We start from the raw sequence: 18263 nt of genomic DNA on the forward strand, positions 1-18263 counted from the left end.
ATCGCCGTCCGACATCCGGATCCGGGCCCACCGCCCGGTTCCGGTCCGCCCGTCAGCCGGCGATGCGGGCGGGCGCGGGCACCTGAGTGGCCACGCCCGGCCCGTGATCGTCCTCCTGGCTCCCCGCTCCCGCGTCTTCGTCGTCCGCGGCGGGGTCCTGCGCCGCCCGCCTGAGCTCCGCGATCGCCGCCTCGAAGTCCTCGAGCGAGTCGAACGCCCGGTAGACCGAGGCGAATCGCAGATAGGCGACGAGGTCGAGCTCCTGCAACGGGCCGAGTATGGCCAGCCCCACGTCATGGGTGGTCAGCTCGGCGCTTCCGGTGGCGCGCACCGCCTCCTCGACCCGCTGGCCGAGCTGGGCGAGTGCGTCCTCGGTGACAGGTCGTCCCTGGCATGCCTTGCGCACACCGTTGATGACCTTGGTACGGCTGAATGGCTCGGTGACTCCGGACCGCTTGACCACCATGAGCGAGCACGTCTCCACGGTCGTGAAACGACGGGAGCAGTCCGGACACTGGCGGCGTCTGCGGATCGACGTGCCGTCGTCGGTCGTACGACTGTCGACCACACGGCTGTCGGGGTGCCTGCAGAAGGGGCAGTGCATGATCTCCAACCCTCCTCACAGCAGACTCAATGACCTCGTTGGGCCACATGAGCCCCTCGAAGCAGCCCCAAGCATAAGCGATCTCAGAGGCACCGGAGACCCGGGGGACCACAACTTGTGGGCTGCGGTCGCAATCCAACCACTAGATGTGGTGATTGGCTGATACATCGCCAGGTTGCGCGTGTCGCACACGTACCGCTACGGCGAATACGGAGATACCGTGGGCGCCACACGGAGGTCACGTGCGACTCCGGCGCAGATGGGGACGGTCGTCCCGGTCGGCGCCGGTCCGGATGGCAGACTGGGCACACCCACAAGGCCATCAGTCCGGCGGTGAAGAGTACAACAATGGGACCTTTTGTCCGCCGGGTACCGCGTGAGCCATACACCCAGACCTGTGATCGCGTCCGGTGAACCGCGTTTTTTCACTCGAACGTGTGTTTGGCGCAACCTTTCGAAAGCAACTACCGTTGTCCAGCAGGGAGACCATCGAGAGGGGCCGACGTGACCACGACCGCAGACAGTGCCACCATCACCGCCCAGGACCGCTCCCAGGGCCGAATCGACCCGGTGCATGCCATGAACGAAGCCGTGAATCCCGAGGGACACAAGCGCTCCCTGCCGGGCCGACCTCCAGGCATCCGGGCGGACAGCTCGGGCCTGACCGACCGGCAGCGCCGGGTGATCGAGGTCATCCGGGACTCGGTGCAGCGGCGGGGCTACCCGCCGTCGATGCGGGAGATCGGCCAGGCCGTCGGCCTGTCGAGCACATCCTCGGTGGCGCACCAGCTGATGGCACTGGAACGCAAGGGCTTCCTGCGCCGCGACCCGCACCGCCCGCGCGCGTACGAGGTGCGCGGCTCCGACCAGGCCGTCACCGTGCAGCCCACGGACACCGCCGGCAAGCCCGCCGCGTCGTACGTCCCGCTGGTCGGCCGGATCGCCGCCGGTGGGCCGATCCTCGCCGAGGAGTCGGTCGAGGACGTCTTCCCGCTCCCCCGGCAGCTGGTCGGAGACGGCGAGCTGTTCGTGCTCAAGGTGGTCGGTGACTCGATGATCGAGGCCGCGATCTGTGACGGCGACTGGGTCACCGTCCGCCGCCAGCCGGTCGCGGAGAACGGCGACATCGTCGCCGCCATGCTCGACGGCGAGGCCACGGTCAAGCGCTTCAAGCGCGAGGACGGCCATGTCTGGCTTCTCCCCCACAACTCGGCCTACGAGCCGATCCCCGGCGACGACGCGACCATCCTGGGCAAGGTCGTCGCGGTACTGCGGCGCGTGTGACGCCTGGCGGGCGGTCGACCCGCCCGCCCTCAGATCGGGCCCCGGAACCCCTGCGCCGGTTCCGGGGTCCACTACTGCCCGGGACCCCGCCGCCTGTTCACATCGCGGGTCGGCCTGGCCTACGCCGGTCAGGCCACCCCGCGATCATCACGCCTCCGCCTGGCGTGCGGCCGCGTCGATGGCCGCCAGCGACTTCCTGACCTGATTACGGTCCGTGGTGTACCAGAAGTCGGGCAGTGACGCCTTGAGATAGCTCCCGTACCGGGCGGTGGCCAGCCGCTGGTCGAGTACGGCGACCACGCCCCGGTCTCCCGACGCGCGGACGAGCCGACCGGCGCCCTGGGCCATCAGAAGCGCGGCGTGGGTGGCGGCGACCGCCATGAAGCCGTTGCCGCCCGCGTCCTCGACCGCCTTCTGCCGGGCACTCATGAGCGGGTCGTCCGGGCGCGGGAACGGGATCTTGTCCATCACGACCAGCTGGCAGCTGGGCCCTGGGACATCGACGCCCTGCCACAGTGACAGCGTGCCGAAGAGGCAGGTCCTGGGGTCGGCCGCGAAGTTCTTGATCAGCTCACCGAGGGTCTCCTCGCCCTGCAGCAGTATCGGGAACTCGGGAATCCGTACGCGCAGTTCCTCGGCGGCCTGCTGGGCGGCCCGCATAGAGGAGAAGAGACCGAGGGTGCGGCCGCCGGCGGCCTGGATCAGCTCGGTCAGCTCGTCGAGCATGTCGGCGCGGTCGCCGTCCCGCGCGGGGCGCGACAGATGCTTGGCGACATAGAGGATGCCCTGCTTCGGGTAGTCGAAGGGCGAACCGACGTCGACGCCCTTCCACTGCGGGAGGTCCTCGCCCTCGGTGCCCTCCGGGGCCAGTCCCAGGGAGGCGCCGACGCCGTTGAAATCACCGCCGAGCTTGAGGGTCGCCGAGGTGAGGACGACCGAGCGGTCAGCGAAGAGCTTCTCCCTGAGCAGGCCCGACACGGACATCGGAGCGACGCGGACGGACGCACCGAAGCGGTCATGACGCTCGTACCAGACGACGTCCCACTCGGAGCCGTTCACGATCCGCTCCGCCACGTCGTGCACGGTCTCCACGGAGGCCAGCGCCTGCTTGCGGACCGCGTCCTCGTCCTGGACCGACTTGTCGCGGGTCGTACCGATCGCGGAGATCACCGTGCGGGCCGCGTCCCGGAGAGCGGCCAGGGCGTAACCGAGGTCCTCCGGGATCTCCTCCAGACGACTCGGCAGGGCCAGCTCCATCAGCCGCTCGAAGCCCTCGGCGGCGGTCTGGAGCTGGTCGGCGGCCTTCTCGTCGACCAGTTTGGCGGCGCGCCGGACCGCACGGTTGACCTGGCCGGGAGTGAGTTCACCGGTGGCGACGCCGGTGACCCGCGAGACCAGTTCGTGCGCCTCGTCCACGATCAGCACCTCGTGCTGCGGGAGCACCGGGGCGCCCTCGATGGCGTCGATCGCGAGCAGGGCGTGGTTGGTGACGACGACCTCGGCGAGCTTGGCGCGCTCGCGGGCCATCTCGGCGAAGCACTCGGCGCCATAGGCGCACTTGGATGCGCCCAGGCACTCCCTGGAGGAGACCGAGACCTGGGCCCAGGCCTTGTCGGAGACGCCCGGCGTGAGGTCGTCTCGGTCACCGCTCTCGGTCTCGTCCGCCCAGTCACGCAGTCGCAGCAGATCCTGGCCCAGTTTGCTGGTCGGCGCGGCCGCCTCGAACTGGTCGAAGAGGCCCTCCTCCTCGTCCTGCGGCACGCCCTCGTGCAGTCGGTGCAGGCACAGGTAGTTCGACCGGCCCTTGAGCATCGCGAACTCCGGCCGGCGGCGCAGCAGCGGATGGAGGGAGTCGACGGTGCGCGGCAGGTCCCGCTCCACGAGCTGTCTCTGCAGGGCGAGGGTCGCCGTCGCCACGACGACCCGCTCCCCGTGCGCGAGCGCCGGCACCAGATAGCCGAGCGACTTTCCGGTGCCGGTGCCGGCCTGGACCAGCAGATGGGATCCGTCGTCGATCGCTCCGGCGACCGATTCGGCCATGGTCACCTGGCCGGGGCGCTCCGTACCGCCGACAGCTGTGACAGCGGCATGCAGGAGTTCAGGGAGTGAGGGCTTCGTCATAGCGCGACCACCCTACGGCCCGGCACTGACAATCGGGCGATCAAGGCGGCGGCGGTGGGTGGGATCACGCCGGATGCTCCTGGACGGACGGGCCAAGCGGGGAAGGGCGGGCCGGAGGTTCGGCTGCTTCGTTTTTTTCGAGAGGCCGGAACTTGATCGGTCGCCGCTTCGTACTACATGTGTACGCGCAATCACTCAGCGCTACATCAGATGACGTAGGGACCGGTCCCTGATCATCAGGGCGGCCCGTTTGGCAGGCAGGTCGACCTCGGCGGCGTAGCGGTAGCCCGCGTTGAGGAAGGCGGCCACGGAGGGGGTGTTGCGAAGATCGGGCTCCGCGACGACACGCGCACAGGCGGGGCGGTGGTCGAGGACGAGATCGGCCACGGCTCTGAGCAGGCCGGACCCCAGTCCCCGCCCCCGGTCGGCGACGGCACCGACGAGAAGGTGGATCCCGGTGTCGTGCGGGCGGGCCGGATAGTGGCGGGCGAGCGGGTCCAGGTCGGCTCGGTAGATCTCCCAGTAGCTCATCGGGGTGCCGTGGAGCAGGCCCAGGCACGGCACACTGCGTCCGTCTCCCGTCAGCTGGGCGCGCAGATGGTCCTCCGTCTGCTCCCGTGAGTCGGCCAGCTGCCAGAACGCGGCCACGGCAGGGTCGCCCATCCAACGGCTGATGATCGGCAGGTCGCGTTCCACGTTGACCGGCACGAGGTGAAAGAGGCCGACGGGGGTTTCGGTGGGGCCCCAGGTGCCGATCCGGTCGAGCAGATCGGGTGTGCCGAGCGGGTCGAGTGCGGCGAGCCGGTCGTGGTCGGGTGCAGCGGCCCGGTCGGTGTCGAACGGGACGGCTCGGTCGCGGTCGAATGCGGAGAGACGGTCGTGGACCAGCGGACCGGGACGGTGGTTGTGATCGCGGTCGCGGTCGAAAGTGGCGGTGCGGGTCTCGTCGGCCGGGGCGGTGTGCGTCTCGTCCCGGGTGGTCGGCGCGGGCCATTGCCTTCCGCCGCGGTCGGGGTCGGTCGTCCCTCCGACGTCGGCGTCGGCGCCGCCGGTCGTCGTCCCGGCGAAGAGGGCGCTGAATCCATCGGGCAGACGCAGGTCCAGGGTGTCCTCGCAGTCCCGGTCGTCCTCGGCGGGTCCGGGGCGGCCGGGGTGGACGGGACGGACCGGGACGAGGCCTGCGTCGGCGCTCGCGTCGGTGGGAGGCATGCTGCGCTCCTCTCAGGAGACGGGGTGGGTCATGTTCCTCGGTAGGTGAACGAAGGTCGGTGATCGAAGGCCGGTGGACGGAGGCCGGTGATCGAAGGCCGGTGCGCGATGGGCCGGTGAGGTGGTCCGGGCGATCAGGACTGTGCGGAGTGGAGGGGGTTGGCGATGGTGACGTAGACGGACTGGGTGTCGACCGGGCCGACGAGTTCGTCGAGGCCGTGCAGCCGGGTCAGCAGGTTGGCCTTGCAGCGCAGGACGGGTGAGTCGAGCAGACGGCCGGCCAGGGGGCTGCGCAGCCGGGCGGGCCCGGCGGCCACGTCGGTGAGGAACCGGCGGAACGCCGCGAGCAGCAGGCGTTCGTCGGCGAGCCGCTGGGAGCCGAAAGCGCCGATCAGGCCGAGCACGTTGTTGATGCCGAGGTAGTAGGCGAAGCGTTCGTCGGTGACCTCGTCGGAGACGAAGGTGTCGCTCTGCTCGCCGATGCCGGGCAGCCGGGCGTCGAGGTCGGCCCGCCGGGACTCACGGAAGTAGTAGCCCTGGTTGTCGCGGTAGCGCCCGCCGGCGGGCCAGCCGTCGGCGTCCAGCAGGAGCAGGGTGTTCTGCTGGTGCGCTTCCAGGGCGATGCCGGCCTCGCCGTCGAGCCAGAGCACCGGGCGGACCACCTGCTCCAGATAGCGCAGGAACCACTCGGCGCTGACGGCGCCGACGGGCCGTCCGGTGCGTTCGGCGAGCCGGGCGACCACCTGGGCGAGCCGGGAACGGTATGTCCCGGGCCTGCCGTTCGCCCCCGGGGCGTCGAGGGGTCGCGGGGCGACCAGCCCGGCGACGCAGGACGCGTCGTCGGCGGGGGTGAACGGGTTGTGCCGGATCACCACGTCGAGTCCGGGTACGGGTCGGCCGTCCCCGCCGTCGACGGCCAGCCAGGCGGGGTCGCGCACGATGTCGAAGCCCGGGTGGGCGGACTGCCAGTGCTTCGCGAGGCCGGTGCGCAGCAGGCGGTGCACCTCGACGCCTCGGTGGAGTTCCTTGCGGAGGTTCTCCCGGCGGGAGTTGGTGATGCGCAGGCCCAGTGACAGCTTGAGCATGGCGGGAGCGCCGGTGCGGTGGACGGTTCGTACGGAGGAGGTGGGATGCCAGGGGGCGCCGAGGGGGCCCAGGTCGCGGAGGAGTCCGGCGTCGAGGAGGGCGGCGATCTCCTCACGGTGACGGACCTCGCGGGCCTGCCAGGGGTGCAGGGGCAGGGCGGCCGCGCAGCCGTCGGGCAGGGGCAGGGCCGTTCCTGCCAGACGTGCCATCAGGTGCGGCGCGGGGACGGGGCGGCCTCGCTCGGTCCAGGCCGAGTCGGTGACGAGAAGGGAGGAGGCGACCGCCATCCAGTGCAGCGGGAAGGAGCCGCGCAACTCCGGTGAGTAGAGCCTGGCTTCGGACTCGGTCAGACCCTCACGGCTCTTCGGGGTCGGATGGAACGGGTGGCCGAGGAGGAGTGCCTGCTCGGCGGCGAGGAAGCGGTCGGGGCCGTCGGCGGGGTGGGCGCGCCGGTCCACGATGAAGGTGACGGTGCGGCGCAGGGAGTCGGCGACGCGGGCCACGAGGTCGCCGTCGTCGGGGGTGGCCCGGGCGACGGGGGAGCCGTCGGCGGCGCCGGGTGAGCCGTCCCGGGTACCGGACGCGCCGCCGGGGCCGGGCGGGCTGTCACCGGCGCCGGGTGTGCCGATGGTTCGGGTGGTGCCGTCGCTCTGGGCCGGCACGCCGTTGGCGGTGCGGGGTGTGCCGTCGCTCCGGGCAGGAACGCCGTTGGCGGCGCGGAGTACGCCGTCGGCCTGGCCGGGGACGCCGTCGGCTCGGCGGACCGCTCCGTCGGCTCGGCGCGCCGCCGGGTCTTCGGCTCGCGGCCCTGCCGGGTCCTCGGGTCGTCTGGCCGTGCCGTCGGCTCCCACGGCCGTCTCCCGGGTGAGCAGGGCGGCGAGGGTGACCGCGTCGACGGGTGGGGCGGTGTCGGGGGTGCCGGCCAGGCGGGGTTGGCCGAAGCGGTGCCAGCCGGTCGGGGACCAGTGGCGGACCGGGGTGATGAGGGCCGTACCGCTGGAGGGGAGCGGGATGCGGAGGGTGGCGGTGTCGGGCGCGGGGAGGTTCGTCTCGCGTGCCCAGCAGCGCAGCAGGTTCTCCACCGCTGCGGCCTGGGCGGCGATATGCGGGTCGGGATGGACCAGGAGGTCCCCGGTGTCGTCGCGCGGGCGCTCGGGCGGGGCGGTGCGGCCACGTTGCTGGGGAACCGACTCGGCGAGCGGAACGGGGCGCCCCTGTGGGCTTTGGTCTCCGTGATCGTCGGGGGTTGGGGTGGCGTTCAAGGGGGGTTCCTCGGGGACTTGTGGGGGGCGGGGAGTTCGCCGTCGGGCGGGGCGGACTCGGTTGATGCGGAGGTGAGTCGTGTGCTGAGCGTCCTGATGAGAGGGGTGGGGACGATGCGGGGTTTCCGAAGGCGGCCGACCGGTGCGCCCGGTGTGCGTCGGCGGGTCGGCCCGTTCCGGGAGCCGCGGCTAGCCGGTCGGTTTCTTGCGGCCGTCCGGGCGTGGCGGCAGGACACCGTGGCCGGCCGGGTCGCGGGCCACCGCGGCCACCGCGTCGGCGAGCCGGTCGAGTACGGCGGCCGCCTGTTCGTCGCTGATGGTGAGGGGCGGGAGAAGCCGTACGACACCGGCGTGGCGACCGCCGAGTTCGACGATCAGACCGCGTTCCAGACACGCGCGTTGCACAGCGGCGGCGAACTCGGGCGCCGCGGGCCGCGGCTCACGACGGGCATCGGCGTCCCGCCCGGTCGCGGCCCCGCCGACGGCGCCGCGCCCCAAGCCCGCCGCGCGGCCGAGGGCGCCCGCCGCATCGCCGCCCGCACTCACCACGCCGTCCGCACGGTCCATGACACCCGCCGCGCCGTCACCGGCACCGGCCGCCCTGCCCGGCACGCCCCGCCCCCACCCAGGGTCGTGGTCTCGTCCGCCCATGTCCGCCGCACCGCCCTGCACACCCAGCCGACCGCCCCGCCCACCCGCGTCCTCGGCACCGGTCCGCCCGCCCGCCGTACGCCCCGTCCCGCACGCTTCGCGGTCCCCTGCGCCCGCCCTCGTGGCGCCGCCCGTGTCCCGGGCCTCGCCCGTACGTCCCTCCCCCTCCGGATCGACCAGTTCCACCCCGATCATCAGTCCCCGCCCGCGCACATCCCCGATGCACGCGAACTCCGCCTGGAGAGTCCGAAGCTGGGAGAGCATCCGGGAGCCGAGCAGGCCCGCCCGTTCGGCGAGGGCGTTCTCGCGGACGTGGGCGAGGGTGGCCGTGCCGGCGGCCATGGCGAGTTGGTTGCCCCGGAAGGTGCCGGCGTGGGCGCCGGGTTCCCAGACGTCGAGGTCGTCGCGGTAGACGACGACGGCAAGGGGGAGGCTGCCGCCGATGGCCTTGGACAGGACCATCACGTCCGGGGTGACGCCGCTGTGCTCGACGGCCCAGAAGGCTCCGGTCCTGCCCACCCCGGTCTGGATCTCGTCCGCGATCAGGGGGATGGACCGGTCGGCGGTGACTCGGCGCATCCGGCGCAGCCAGTCGTCCGGGGCCGGGATCACTCCGCCCTCCCCCTGGACGGGTTCGAGGATCATGCCGGCCGGCAGCGGGACGCCGGACTTGGGGTCGTCGAGGACGGACTCGGTCCAGCGGGCGGCGAGTTCCGCGCCGCGGGGGCCGCCGACGCCGAACGGGCAGCGGTAGTCCTGGGGGTAGGGCAGCCGGGCGACACGGACGTCGTCGGCCCCGCCGGAGGCGGCCAGGGCGCCGGTGGTCATCCCGTGGTACGCGCCGGTGAAGGCGAGCATGCCGGTGCGGCCGGTCGCGGCCCGGACGAGTTTGAAGGCGGCCTCGACGGCGTCCGTGCCGGCGGGCCCGCAGAACTGGACGCGGGCCCGGTCGGCGAGGCCGGGCGGCAGAGTGCGGAACAGTTCGGTGATGAAGGCGTCCTTGACCGGGGTCGCCAGGTCGAGGACGGAGAGCGGGGCGCCGGAGTCGAGGACCTTGCGAATCGCCTCCAGCACGACCGGGTGGTTGTGTCCGAGCGCGAGGGTGCCGGCGCCGGAGAGGCAGTCGAGGTAGCGGCGGCCGTCGGCGCCCTCGATGGTCAGGCCACGGGCCCGCACGGGCACGATGGGGAGGGCGCGCGCGTAGGTACGTGCCCTCGACTCGCGCGCCGACTGACGCCTCAGGATCCCCTCGTGCGCCGCGCGCGCTCCGCCGAGCGTCCCCCCGGTCACCGACTCCGTCACGGCCACGGCTGGCTGTCCTCCCCGCTGTCCAGAGGCGAGTTGATCGGCGGGGCCCTGGGCACAGGCAGCGGACCCCCCACCACTACCAACCCCGGACCGTCCGACGGGTTACGGGTCATCTCAAGATCGTTGCGGTGCCCCTGCCCTGGTCCGCGCCTCTCGTTCGACCCACCGGACAGAGGACCACCCCTCGACGAAATCCCAGGCCATGTCTTGACATCCGGATCAAGCAATTCATAGCTTGGCTCGGTATTTATATCCGTGATGAGTGTTCATACCCGTGAACCGGCGCTTGCCGAACTCATCGACCACGGACCGGAGGCAGTCACCGCATGAACACTCCCGCAGGCGCGAAGATCCGCGAGCTGGTCATCACCCCGATCGCCTTCCGGGACCCGCCGCTGCTCAACTCGAACGGTGTCCACGAGCCCCTCGCGTTGCGGATCGTCCTCCAACTCGTCCTGGAGGACGGCACGGTGGGCCTCGGGGAGTCCCCGGGTGGCACGGCCCGGCTGGAACGGCTCGAGAAGGCCGCGAAGACGGTCGTGGGCATGGACGTCTTCGATGCGACGGCCGTCGTCGCTGCCGTCGACGCGGCTCTGCTGCCGACCGTGCCCAGCTCGCACGAACGCGGCTGGACCACGAGTGCGGTGGAGGTGGCCTGCCTGGACGCGCAGGGCAAGCTGCTCGGGCGGCCGGTCAGCGACCTGCTCGGCGGCGCGGTCCGGGACTCGGTGCCCTTCGCCGCGTACCTCTTCTACAAGTGGGCGGAACACCCGGCACTGGACGGACGCCCGGCGGTCGGCGACGACTGGGGTGCGGCGCTGGATCCGGCCGGGGTCGTCGAGCAGGCGCGGCTGATGCAACAGCGCTACGGGTTCCGGTCGTTCAAGCTGAAGGGTGGAGTGTTCCCGCCGGACGAGGAGATCGCGGCGATACGGGCGCTGGCGGAGGCGTTCCCCGGGCAGCCGTTGCGGCTCGATCCCAACGTGGCCTGGTCGGTGGAGACGTCTAAGTACGTCGCCCACGAGCTCAAGGACGTCCTCGAATACCTGGAGGACCCGACGGCGACGATCGAGGGCATGGCGGCCGTGGCGAAGGAGTCGCCGCTCCCCCTCGCCACCAACATGTGTGTGATCGCCTGGGAGCAGCTGAGGCCGGCCATCGAGCAGCAGGCGATCCAGGTGCTGCTGACCGACCACCACTACTGGGGCGGCCTCCGTCGCACCCGTGAACTCGCCGCCGTCTGCGAGGCGTTCGGGCTCGCCCTGTCCATGCACTCCAACTCGCATCTGGGCATCAGCCTCGCCGCGATGACCCATGTCGCGGCCGCGATCCCGAACCTGGACCACTCCTGCGACACGCACTACCCGTGGAACAGCGCCGACGATGTGATCGTCCCCGGTGTGCTGGAGCTGAAGGACGGTGCGGTGCGGGTGCCGACCGGTCCTGGACTCGGCGTCGAACTCGATCACGAGGCGCTGGACCGGCTGCACCGGCTGTACCTGGAGTCGGGGATGCGCACACGGGACGACACCGGTTACATGCGGCGCGTGGATCCCACCTACGAACTTCGGTTGCCCCGCTGGTGAGGCCCGTAGCGAAACCGTTGCCCTTCCATCGGGAGTCCCCCACAGCGACCGCATAGTGTGTGGCGCTGAAGTTCCTTACCAACAGGGGGAGTCACCACCATGCGATCCTTCCGGCCGTCGTCCGTCCTGCGCCGTGGAAGGGGCGCGCCCCGTGCGCTGGCGGCCGTCGCCCTCGCCTCGTCGCTGGCCCTGACCGCCACCGCCTGCAGCGGTTCCAACGACGCCAACGCGGGCGGCCCGGCCTCGGCGTCCGCGACGGCCGACACCGGTGACGGCAAGATCAAGATCCCGGACGACATCAAGAACAAGCTCAAAGAGCACGGGATCGACATAGACAAGTGGAAGCACGGCGCCTGGAAGAACTGGAACAAGGACGACTGGCTGCGCGAGGCCAACGATTTCATCAACCCCATCATCAAGGGGCTGTGGGACCCGGACCGGATGCGGGACGCCAACGACCCGGACAAGAACAAGGGTGTCGACGACAACGACATCTCCGGTGACCAGGGCGTGACCGACCCGACGCCCGCGCCGGTCCAGGCGAAGGCCGTCCGGCCGACGTACCACGCGAGCGCGGCCACCTCCGGGAAGGTGTTCTTCGACTCCCCCGAAGGCACGATGGTCTGCTCGGCGACGGTCGTCGAGGACCCCGCGCACCCGGGCAAGTCCAACCTGGTGTGGACGGCGGGGCACTGTGTGCACGCCGGCAAGAAGGGCGGCTGGTACCGGAACATCGCGTTCGTGCCGTCGTACAACGACCAGGGTCTGACGGGTGCGGCGCTGGCGAAGGCCACCCGGTCGGAGGTCGCGCCCTACGGCGTCTGGTGGGGTGACGGGGCGCAGACCTCGCAGCAGTGGATCGACCAGGGCGGGGAGACGGGCGGCGACGGTGCGTCGTACGACTACGCCGTGATCCATGTGACGCCCGAGCAGGGCGGTAGCGGCAAGTCCCTGGAGGAGACGGTCGGTTCGGCGCTTCCGGTGAACTTCAACGCTCCGGCCGTACCGAAGGTGTCCAGCATCACGGCCAAGGGGTATCCGGCGGCGAAGCCGTACGACGGGTCGCTGCTGTACCAGTGCGCGGACAAGCCGGGGCGGCTGTCGGTCGATGCGTCGGCGCCGACGATGTACCGGATCGGGTGCACGATGACCGGCGGGGCGTCCGGGGGTGGCTGGGTGGAGACCGGGTCGGACGGGAAGCCGGCGCTGGTGTCCAACACGTCCATCGGGCCGGTGAGTTCGGGGTGGTTGGCCGGGCCTCGGTTGGGTGATGTGGCCAAGGGTGTGTACGAGGCGGTCAGTAAGGAGTTCGCTGATCAGTGAGGGCGGCTGATATCGCCTTGTCTCCGTAGGGGGAACTGTGGTTCGGCGACTGACGGCCGTCGTGGGTTGCTCGCGCCCACGCGGCGGAGCCGCATATCGATAACAGCCCCGCGCCCCCAGGTAGGTGAAGGCCCCGCCCCCTAAAAAGGGGAGCGGGGCCTTCAGCTACCAATCGTTACGCCAGCGGCGCCGGGACATACGGCGCGAGTTCCGCCGCCAGTTCCTCGTGGACGCGGACCTTGAGGAGGGTGCCCTCGGCGGTGTGCTCCTCCGAGATCACCTCGCCCTCGTTGTGGGCGCGGGCCACCAGCTTGCCGTGGGTGTACGGGACCAGGGCCTCGATCTCGACCGACGGGCGGGGCAGGTCGTTGTCGATCAGGGCCAGGAGTTCGTCGATGCCCAGGCCGGTGCGGGCCGAGACCGCGATCGAGCGCTTCTCGTTGCGCAGCAGGCGCTGGAGGACCAGGGGGTCCGCCGCGTCCGCCTTGTTGATCACTACGATCTCCGGTACGTCGGTCGCGCCGACGTCCCTGATCACCTCGCGTACGGCGGCCAGCTGCTCCTCCGGGGTCGGGTGCGCGCCGTCGACCACGTGCAGGATGAGGTCGGCGTCGCCGACCTCCTCCATGGTGGAGCGGAACGCCTCGACCAGGTGGTGGGGCAGGTGGCGGACAAAACCGACCGTGTCCGCCAGGGTGTAGAGGCGGCCGCTCGGGGTCTCCGCGCGGCGGACGGTCGGGTCCAGGGTCGCGAACAGGGCGTTCTCGACCAGGACGCCGGCGCCCGTGAGGCGGTTGAGCAGGGAGGACTTGCCGGCGTTGGTGTAGCCCGCGATGGCGACGGACGGCACCTTGTTGCGGCGGCGCTCCTGGCGCTTGATCTCGCGGCCGGTCTTCATCTCCGCGATCTCCCGGCGCATCTTCGCCATCTTCTCGCGGATCCGACGCCGGTCCGTCTCGATCTTGGTCTCACCGGGACCACGGGTGGCGAGGCCGCCGCCCTTGCCGCCGCCCATCTGGCGGGACAGCGACTGGCCCCAGCCTCGCAGCCTCGGCAGCATGTACTGCATCTGCGCGAGCGCGACCTGAGCCTTGCCCTCTCGGGACTTGGCGTGCTGGGCGAAGATGTCCAGGATCAGAGCCGTCCGGTCGATGACCTTGACCTTGACGACGTCCTCCAGCTGGATCAGCTGGCCCGGACTCAGCTCACCGTCGCAGATGACGGTGTCGGCGCCGGTCTCGACGACGATGTCGCGCAGCTCCAGGGCCTTGCCGGAGCCGATGTAGGTGGCCGCGTCGGGCTTGTCGCGGCGCTGGATGACGCCGTCGAGCACGAGCGCGCCCGCCGTCTCGGCGAGGGCGGCCAGCTCCGCGAGGGAGTTGTCCGCGTCCTGTGCGGTGCCCGAGGTCCAGACCCCGACGAGTACGACCCGCTCCAGGCGGAGCTGTCGGTACTCGACCTCGGTGACGTCCTCGAGCTCGGTGGAGAGGCCCGCCACGCGGCGCAGGGCCGCGCGCTCGGAGCGGTCGAACTGGTCGCCGTCCCGCTCTCCGTCGATCTCGTGGCTCCAGGCGACGTCCTCTTCCATCAGGGCATCGGCCCGAAGACCGTCGGGGTAGTCCTGCGCGAGGCGCCTGGTGTCCTGGGAAGGGGAAGAAGAGGAGGTCATTGGGTCCTTTACGTCGATGGGGATGCCGAAGCCGGCGGTGTGGTGCAGACAACGTTCCAACGTACGAGTACCCCGGGAGATTCCCCGCGACCCGTGCCGAGTGCCGCGTACCGCGCCGACCCCATGATGGTCGCACGGTACGCCCCGTCCCGGCACGGTGTTATTCCAGGGGTCGCCCCGCCGTCACTTCCGGGCCTTCTGCCCGGCCGAGGCCGGGACCTGCTTCCAGTCCGGGTGGCCGGGCATCGGCGGGGTCTTCTGGCCGTACAGCCAGGCGCGGAAGAAGCCGGTGAGGTCGCGGTCGGCGACCGCGGAGGCCAGGTGGACGAAGTCGGCGGTGGTGGCGTTGCCGTCCTTGTACCGCTGCACCCAGATCCGCTCCAGGCGTTCGAAGGCCGGCTTGCCGATCTCCTGGCGCAGGGCGTAGAGAGCGAGGGCGGCGCCGTCGTAGATGTTCGGGCGGAAGATGCTGATCTTCTGTCCGGGCTGGGGCGCCTTGGGCATGGCGGGCGGTCCGCCTTCGGCACGCCAGCGGTCGGAGGCGCCGTACGCCGCCTTCATGCGGTTGATCATGGGCTGCTTGCCCTTCTCCTCCGCGTACAGCTCCTCGTACCAGGTGGCGTGGCCCTCGTTCAGCCAGACGTCGGACCAGACGTGCGGGCTGACGCTGTCGCCGAACCACTGGTGGGAGAGCTCGTGCACCATGACCGACTCGATGTACCACTTGGGGTACGCGGGCTCGGTGAAGAGATTCTTCTCGAAGAGGGAGAGCGTCTGGGTCTCCAGCTCGAAGCCGGTGGAGGCCTGGGCCATCAGTACGCCGTACGTCTCGAACGGGTACGGCCCGACCTTGCTCTCCAGCCAGGCGATCTGGTCCGGGGTCTTGGCGAGCCAGGGTTCGAGCTTCTTGGCGTCGGCGCTCGGGACGACGTCCCGGACGGGCAGTCCGTGCGGTCCGGTGCGGTGCAGTACGGCGGAGCGGCCGATGGAGACCTGGGCCAGTTCGGTGGCCATGGGGTGCTGGGTGCGGTAGGTCCAGGTCGTCGAGCGGCCGATCCGGACGGAGTCGGTGGGGAGGCCGTTGGCGACGACGGTGTAGCCGTTCGGGGCGGTGATGTGGAAGGTGAACATCGCCTTGTCGGACGGGTGGTCGTTGCACGGGAAGACCAGGTGGGCGGCGTCGGCCTGATTGGCCATGGCCAGCCCGTCCGTGGTGCGCACCCAGCCGCCGTCCTGGCCCTTGGCGGGCACCGGGTCGCTGGTGTGCTTCACGGTGATCCGGGTCCAGCTGCCCTGCCGCAGCGGCCGGTCGGGGGTGACGACCAGGTCCTCGCCGGCTCCGGCGAAGGCGGCGGGCCGGCCGTCGACCTCGACGGACGCGACCTTGCCGTGTGCGAAGTCGAGGTTGACCCGGTCCAGGTCCTTGGTCGTCCAGGCGTCGATGGTGGTGACGGCCTGCAGCGGCTTGTCGTTGCTGCCGGGATAGGTGAAGGAGAGGTCGTACGACGCCACGTCGTACCCCGGGTTGCCGAGGTACGGGAAGAGCCGGTCGCCCACGCCGAGCGGGACCGGCGGGGCGCTCGCGCCCAGGAGGGCGACGGAGACGGCGGAGGCGAGGAGGACAGCGGCCTTCCGGCGCCGGGGCGAGCGGGTGCGGAAAGTGAGCGGCATGGACCACCGCTACCAACGCGCTCCCGGTTCACGGCGACGACTCGCGACCAAACCACCCGAACGAGTAAGTCGCCGGTATTTCGTTCGGCTCATGTCGTACCCGTCGGCCACGTCACTGGTGTTGCGCGCGGCCCACGTCGTACACCCCGGGCACATTGCGCATCGCGCGCATCAGATCGGGGAGGTGGGCCGCGTCGGGGAGTTCGACCGTGTACGTGTGCCGGACGCGCTGCTGGCTGGGCGGTTCCACGGTCGCCGAGACGATCTCGGCGCCCTCCTGGGCCATCGCCTCGGTGAGGTCGGCGAGCAGATGGGGGCGGCCGAACGATTCGGCGACCAGGGTGACCCGGCAGGCGGTGCTGTCGCCCCAGCTCACGGCGGTCTCGGGGCGCCCGGTGCCCTTCATGTGCGCCACCGCGGCGCACTCGACACGGTGCACGGTGACCACTCCCCCGCGTACGGCGAAGCCGGTGACCTCGTCGGGCGGTACGGGGGTGCAGCAGCCGGCCAGCCGTACGGTCGCGTCGGGGCGGTCGGCGACGACGGCGCTGGCGGTGCGGGGGCTGGAGGCCTGGGGTTCCGGGACGGGGCGGGTGGGTACCTCGGCGGGGACGTGCGGCTCCTCGGCGCTGTCCGGGTGGGTGGCCAGCCAGCGCTGGATGGCGATCCGGGCCGCCGGGGTGTGGGCGTGCTCCAGCCACTCCCGGGAGGGCTCGGAGGCCGGGTCCTGGCCCATCAGGAGCTGGACGGTGTCGCCGTCCCTGAGGACCGTGCTGAGGGTGGCGAGGCGGCCGTTGACGCGGGCGCCGATGCAGGCGTGGGCGTCCTCGCCGTACTGGGCGTAGGCGGCGTCGACGCAGGTGGCGCCCTCGGGGAGGCCGAGGGTGCCGCCGTCGGGGCGGAAGACGGTGATCTCGCGGTCCTGGGCGAGGTCCTCGCGCAGGGTGGACCAGAAGGTGTCGGTGTCGGGGGCCGCCTTCTGCCAGTCGAGGAGGCGGGAGAGCCAGCCGGGGCGGGTCGGGTCGGCGCGCTCGCCGTCGGCCGGATCCTCGGAGGTCTCCGGTGCGGGGGCGTCGGCGGCCGGGGCGTAGGGGTTGCCGAGGGCGACGACTCCGGCCTCGGCGACCTTGTGCATCTGGTGGGTACGGATGAGGACCTCGGCGACCTGGCCGTCGGCGCGGGCCACCGCCGTGTGCAGTGACTGGTACAGGTTGAACTTCGGTACGGCGATGAAGTCCTTGAACTCCGAGACCACCGGGGTCAGACAGGTGTGCAGTTCGCCGAGGACGGCGTAACAGTCGGCGTCCTCGTTGACCAGCACCAGGAGCCGGCCGAAGTCGGCGCCGCGCAGTTCGCCGCGCTTGCGGCTGACGCGGTGGACGGAGACGAAGTGCCGTGGCCGGATGAGGACTTCGGCGGGGATGTCGGCCTCGCGCAGCACTGAGCGCACCTCGTCGGCGATCGTGGCGAGGGGGTCGTCGGCGCGGGCCGCGTTCGCGGCGATCAGCTCCCGGGTGTGCTCGTACTCCTCGGGGTGCAGGATCGCGAAGACCAGGTCCTCCAGCTCGGTCTTCAGGGCCTGCACGCCGAGCCGCTCGGCGAGCGGGATGAGGACGTCACGGGTGACCTTGGCGATGCGTTCCTGTTTCTCGCGGCGCATCACGCCGAGGGTGCGCATGTTGTGCAGCCGGTCGGCGAGCTTGATCGACATCACCCGGACGTCGCTGCCGGTGGCGACGAGCATCTTCCGGAACGTCTCGGGTTCGGCGGCGGCCCCGTAGTCGACCTTCTCGAGTTTCGTCACCCCGTCGACCAGATAACGGACCTCCTCACCGAACTGTTCCCGCACCTGATCGAGCGTCACGTCGGTGTCCTCGACGGTGTCGTGGAGCAGGGACGCCGTCAGGGTCGTGGTCTCGGCGCCGAGTTCGGCGAGGATCAGGGTCACCGCGAGCGGGTGGGTGATGTACGGCTCACCGCTCTTGCGCATCTGACCGCGGTGCGAGGACTCGGCCAGCACGTAGGCGCGGCGCAGCGGTTCGAGGTCGGCGTCCGGATAGTGGGCGCGGTGCGCCTCCGCGACATGGCCGATGGCGTCGGGCAGTTTGCCGCGGGCGGCGTTGCCGAGCAGCGCGGCCAGGCCGAGCCGGCGCAGGTCGATCCGGGCGCGGGCCTTCCTGCGGGCCACTGTGGGCACTACAGGACCGGGCGTCGCAGGGTTCGTGGCCTCCGCACTCATGGGCACACCTCCGGCTCGTGGACCGGCGGACGGGGCCCCAGGGCATACGTGGCTCAGGGATTGGCGACGTTCCCCCGTCCGTGCCGGTGCTTGATGCTACCGAGCCCATCGCGCCCGATTGACCGGCTCCCGCCGAGCGTGAAACGGATCACCCAATCGAGCGACGATTTGGAGGTTTACGATTTTGCGCCACCTGTTCGGGGTGTGGCCGATGTTTCTCGCCGCCCGGGGCAACGCGAGCCGTGGATCC

General features: G+C 71.1%; 11 protein-coding genes. 3 read left to right on the forward strand and 8 right to left on the reverse strand.

The genetic code is table 11. From position 1 onward, the window contains the following. Nucleotides 1–52: 52 nt before the first annotated feature. A complete protein-coding gene (nrdR, locus tag ACIRR9_RS34555; RefSeq protein ID WP_403760084.1) occupies nt 53–604 on the reverse strand; it encodes a transcriptional regulator NrdR in 552 nt (183 codons plus the stop codon). A 504-nt stretch (nt 605–1108) separates the two neighbouring features. Between nrdR and lexA the strand changes: the two genes are divergently transcribed. Next, on the forward strand, nt 1109–1888 hold the full coding sequence (gene lexA / locus ACIRR9_RS34560; protein ID WP_123973581.1) for a transcriptional repressor LexA: 780 nt from the start codon (nt 1109–1111) through the stop codon (nt 1886–1888). 147 nt (nt 1889–2035) lie between these two features. On the opposite strand, the gene ACIRR9_RS34565 is transcribed toward lexA, so the two are convergent. The 4 genes from ACIRR9_RS34565 to ACIRR9_RS34580 form a co-directional block, all read right to left on the reverse strand. Beyond that, nucleotides 2036–4009: an ATP-dependent DNA helicase gene (locus ACIRR9_RS34565; RefSeq protein WP_403760087.1), complete on the reverse strand. Its 1974-nt coding sequence runs from the start codon at nt 4007–4009 to the stop codon at nt 2036–2038. A 201-nt stretch (nt 4010–4210) separates the two neighbouring features. After that, a complete protein-coding gene (locus ACIRR9_RS34570; protein ID WP_403760090.1) occupies nt 4211–5218 on the reverse strand; it encodes a GNAT family N-acetyltransferase in 1008 nt (335 codons plus the stop codon). A gap of 134 nt (nt 5219–5352) precedes the next feature. After that, a complete protein-coding gene (locus ACIRR9_RS34575; RefSeq protein ID WP_403760092.1) occupies nt 5353–7566 on the reverse strand; it encodes an IucA/IucC family protein in 2214 nt (737 codons plus the stop codon). A gap of 189 nt (nt 7567–7755) precedes the next feature. Next, entirely contained in the window at nt 7756–9525 is a 1770-nt protein-coding gene (locus ACIRR9_RS34580) for a diaminobutyrate--2-oxoglutarate transaminase family protein (protein ID WP_403760095.1), read from the reverse strand. A 326-nt stretch (nt 9526–9851) separates the two neighbouring features. Between ACIRR9_RS34580 and ACIRR9_RS34585 the strand changes: the two genes are divergently transcribed. Further along, a complete protein-coding gene (locus ACIRR9_RS34585; protein ID WP_403760098.1) occupies nt 9852–11111 on the forward strand; it encodes a glucarate dehydratase family protein in 1260 nt (419 codons plus the stop codon). Nucleotides 11112–11210: 99 nt separating this feature from the next. Beyond that, nucleotides 11211–12434 carry a trypsin-like serine peptidase gene (locus tag ACIRR9_RS34590; RefSeq protein ID WP_403760101.1) on the forward strand — a complete coding sequence of 408 codons (1224 nt, stop codon included), beginning with the start codon at nt 11211–11213 and terminating at the stop codon, nt 12432–12434. A gap of 175 nt (nt 12435–12609) precedes the next feature. Here the strand turns inward: ACIRR9_RS34590 and hflX are convergent, their stop codons facing one another. From hflX to ACIRR9_RS34605, 3 genes are all read right to left on the reverse strand, one after another. Then, nucleotides 12610–14103: a GTPase HflX gene (hflX, locus tag ACIRR9_RS34595; protein WP_403760104.1), complete on the reverse strand. Its 1494-nt coding sequence runs from the start codon at nt 14101–14103 to the stop codon at nt 12610–12612. Nucleotides 14104–14286: 183 nt separating this feature from the next. Next, nucleotides 14287–15774 (reverse strand): M1 family metallopeptidase, encoded by a 1488-nt coding sequence (locus ACIRR9_RS34600; RefSeq protein WP_403760107.1) that lies wholly within the window; start codon nt 15772–15774, stop codon nt 14287–14289. Between the two features lie 112 nt (nt 15775–15886). After that, the gene (locus ACIRR9_RS34605; RefSeq protein WP_403760110.1) at nt 15887–18013 is read right to left on the reverse strand and encodes a RelA/SpoT family protein; all 2127 of its coding nucleotides are present in this window, start codon (nt 18011–18013) and stop codon (nt 15887–15889) included. Nucleotides 18014–18263 lie beyond the last annotated feature (250 nt).

The organism is Streptomyces sp. NPDC101234 (assembly GCF_044767525.1).
GTDB lineage: Bacteria > Actinomycetota > Actinomycetes > Streptomycetales > Streptomycetaceae > Streptomyces > Streptomyces sasae.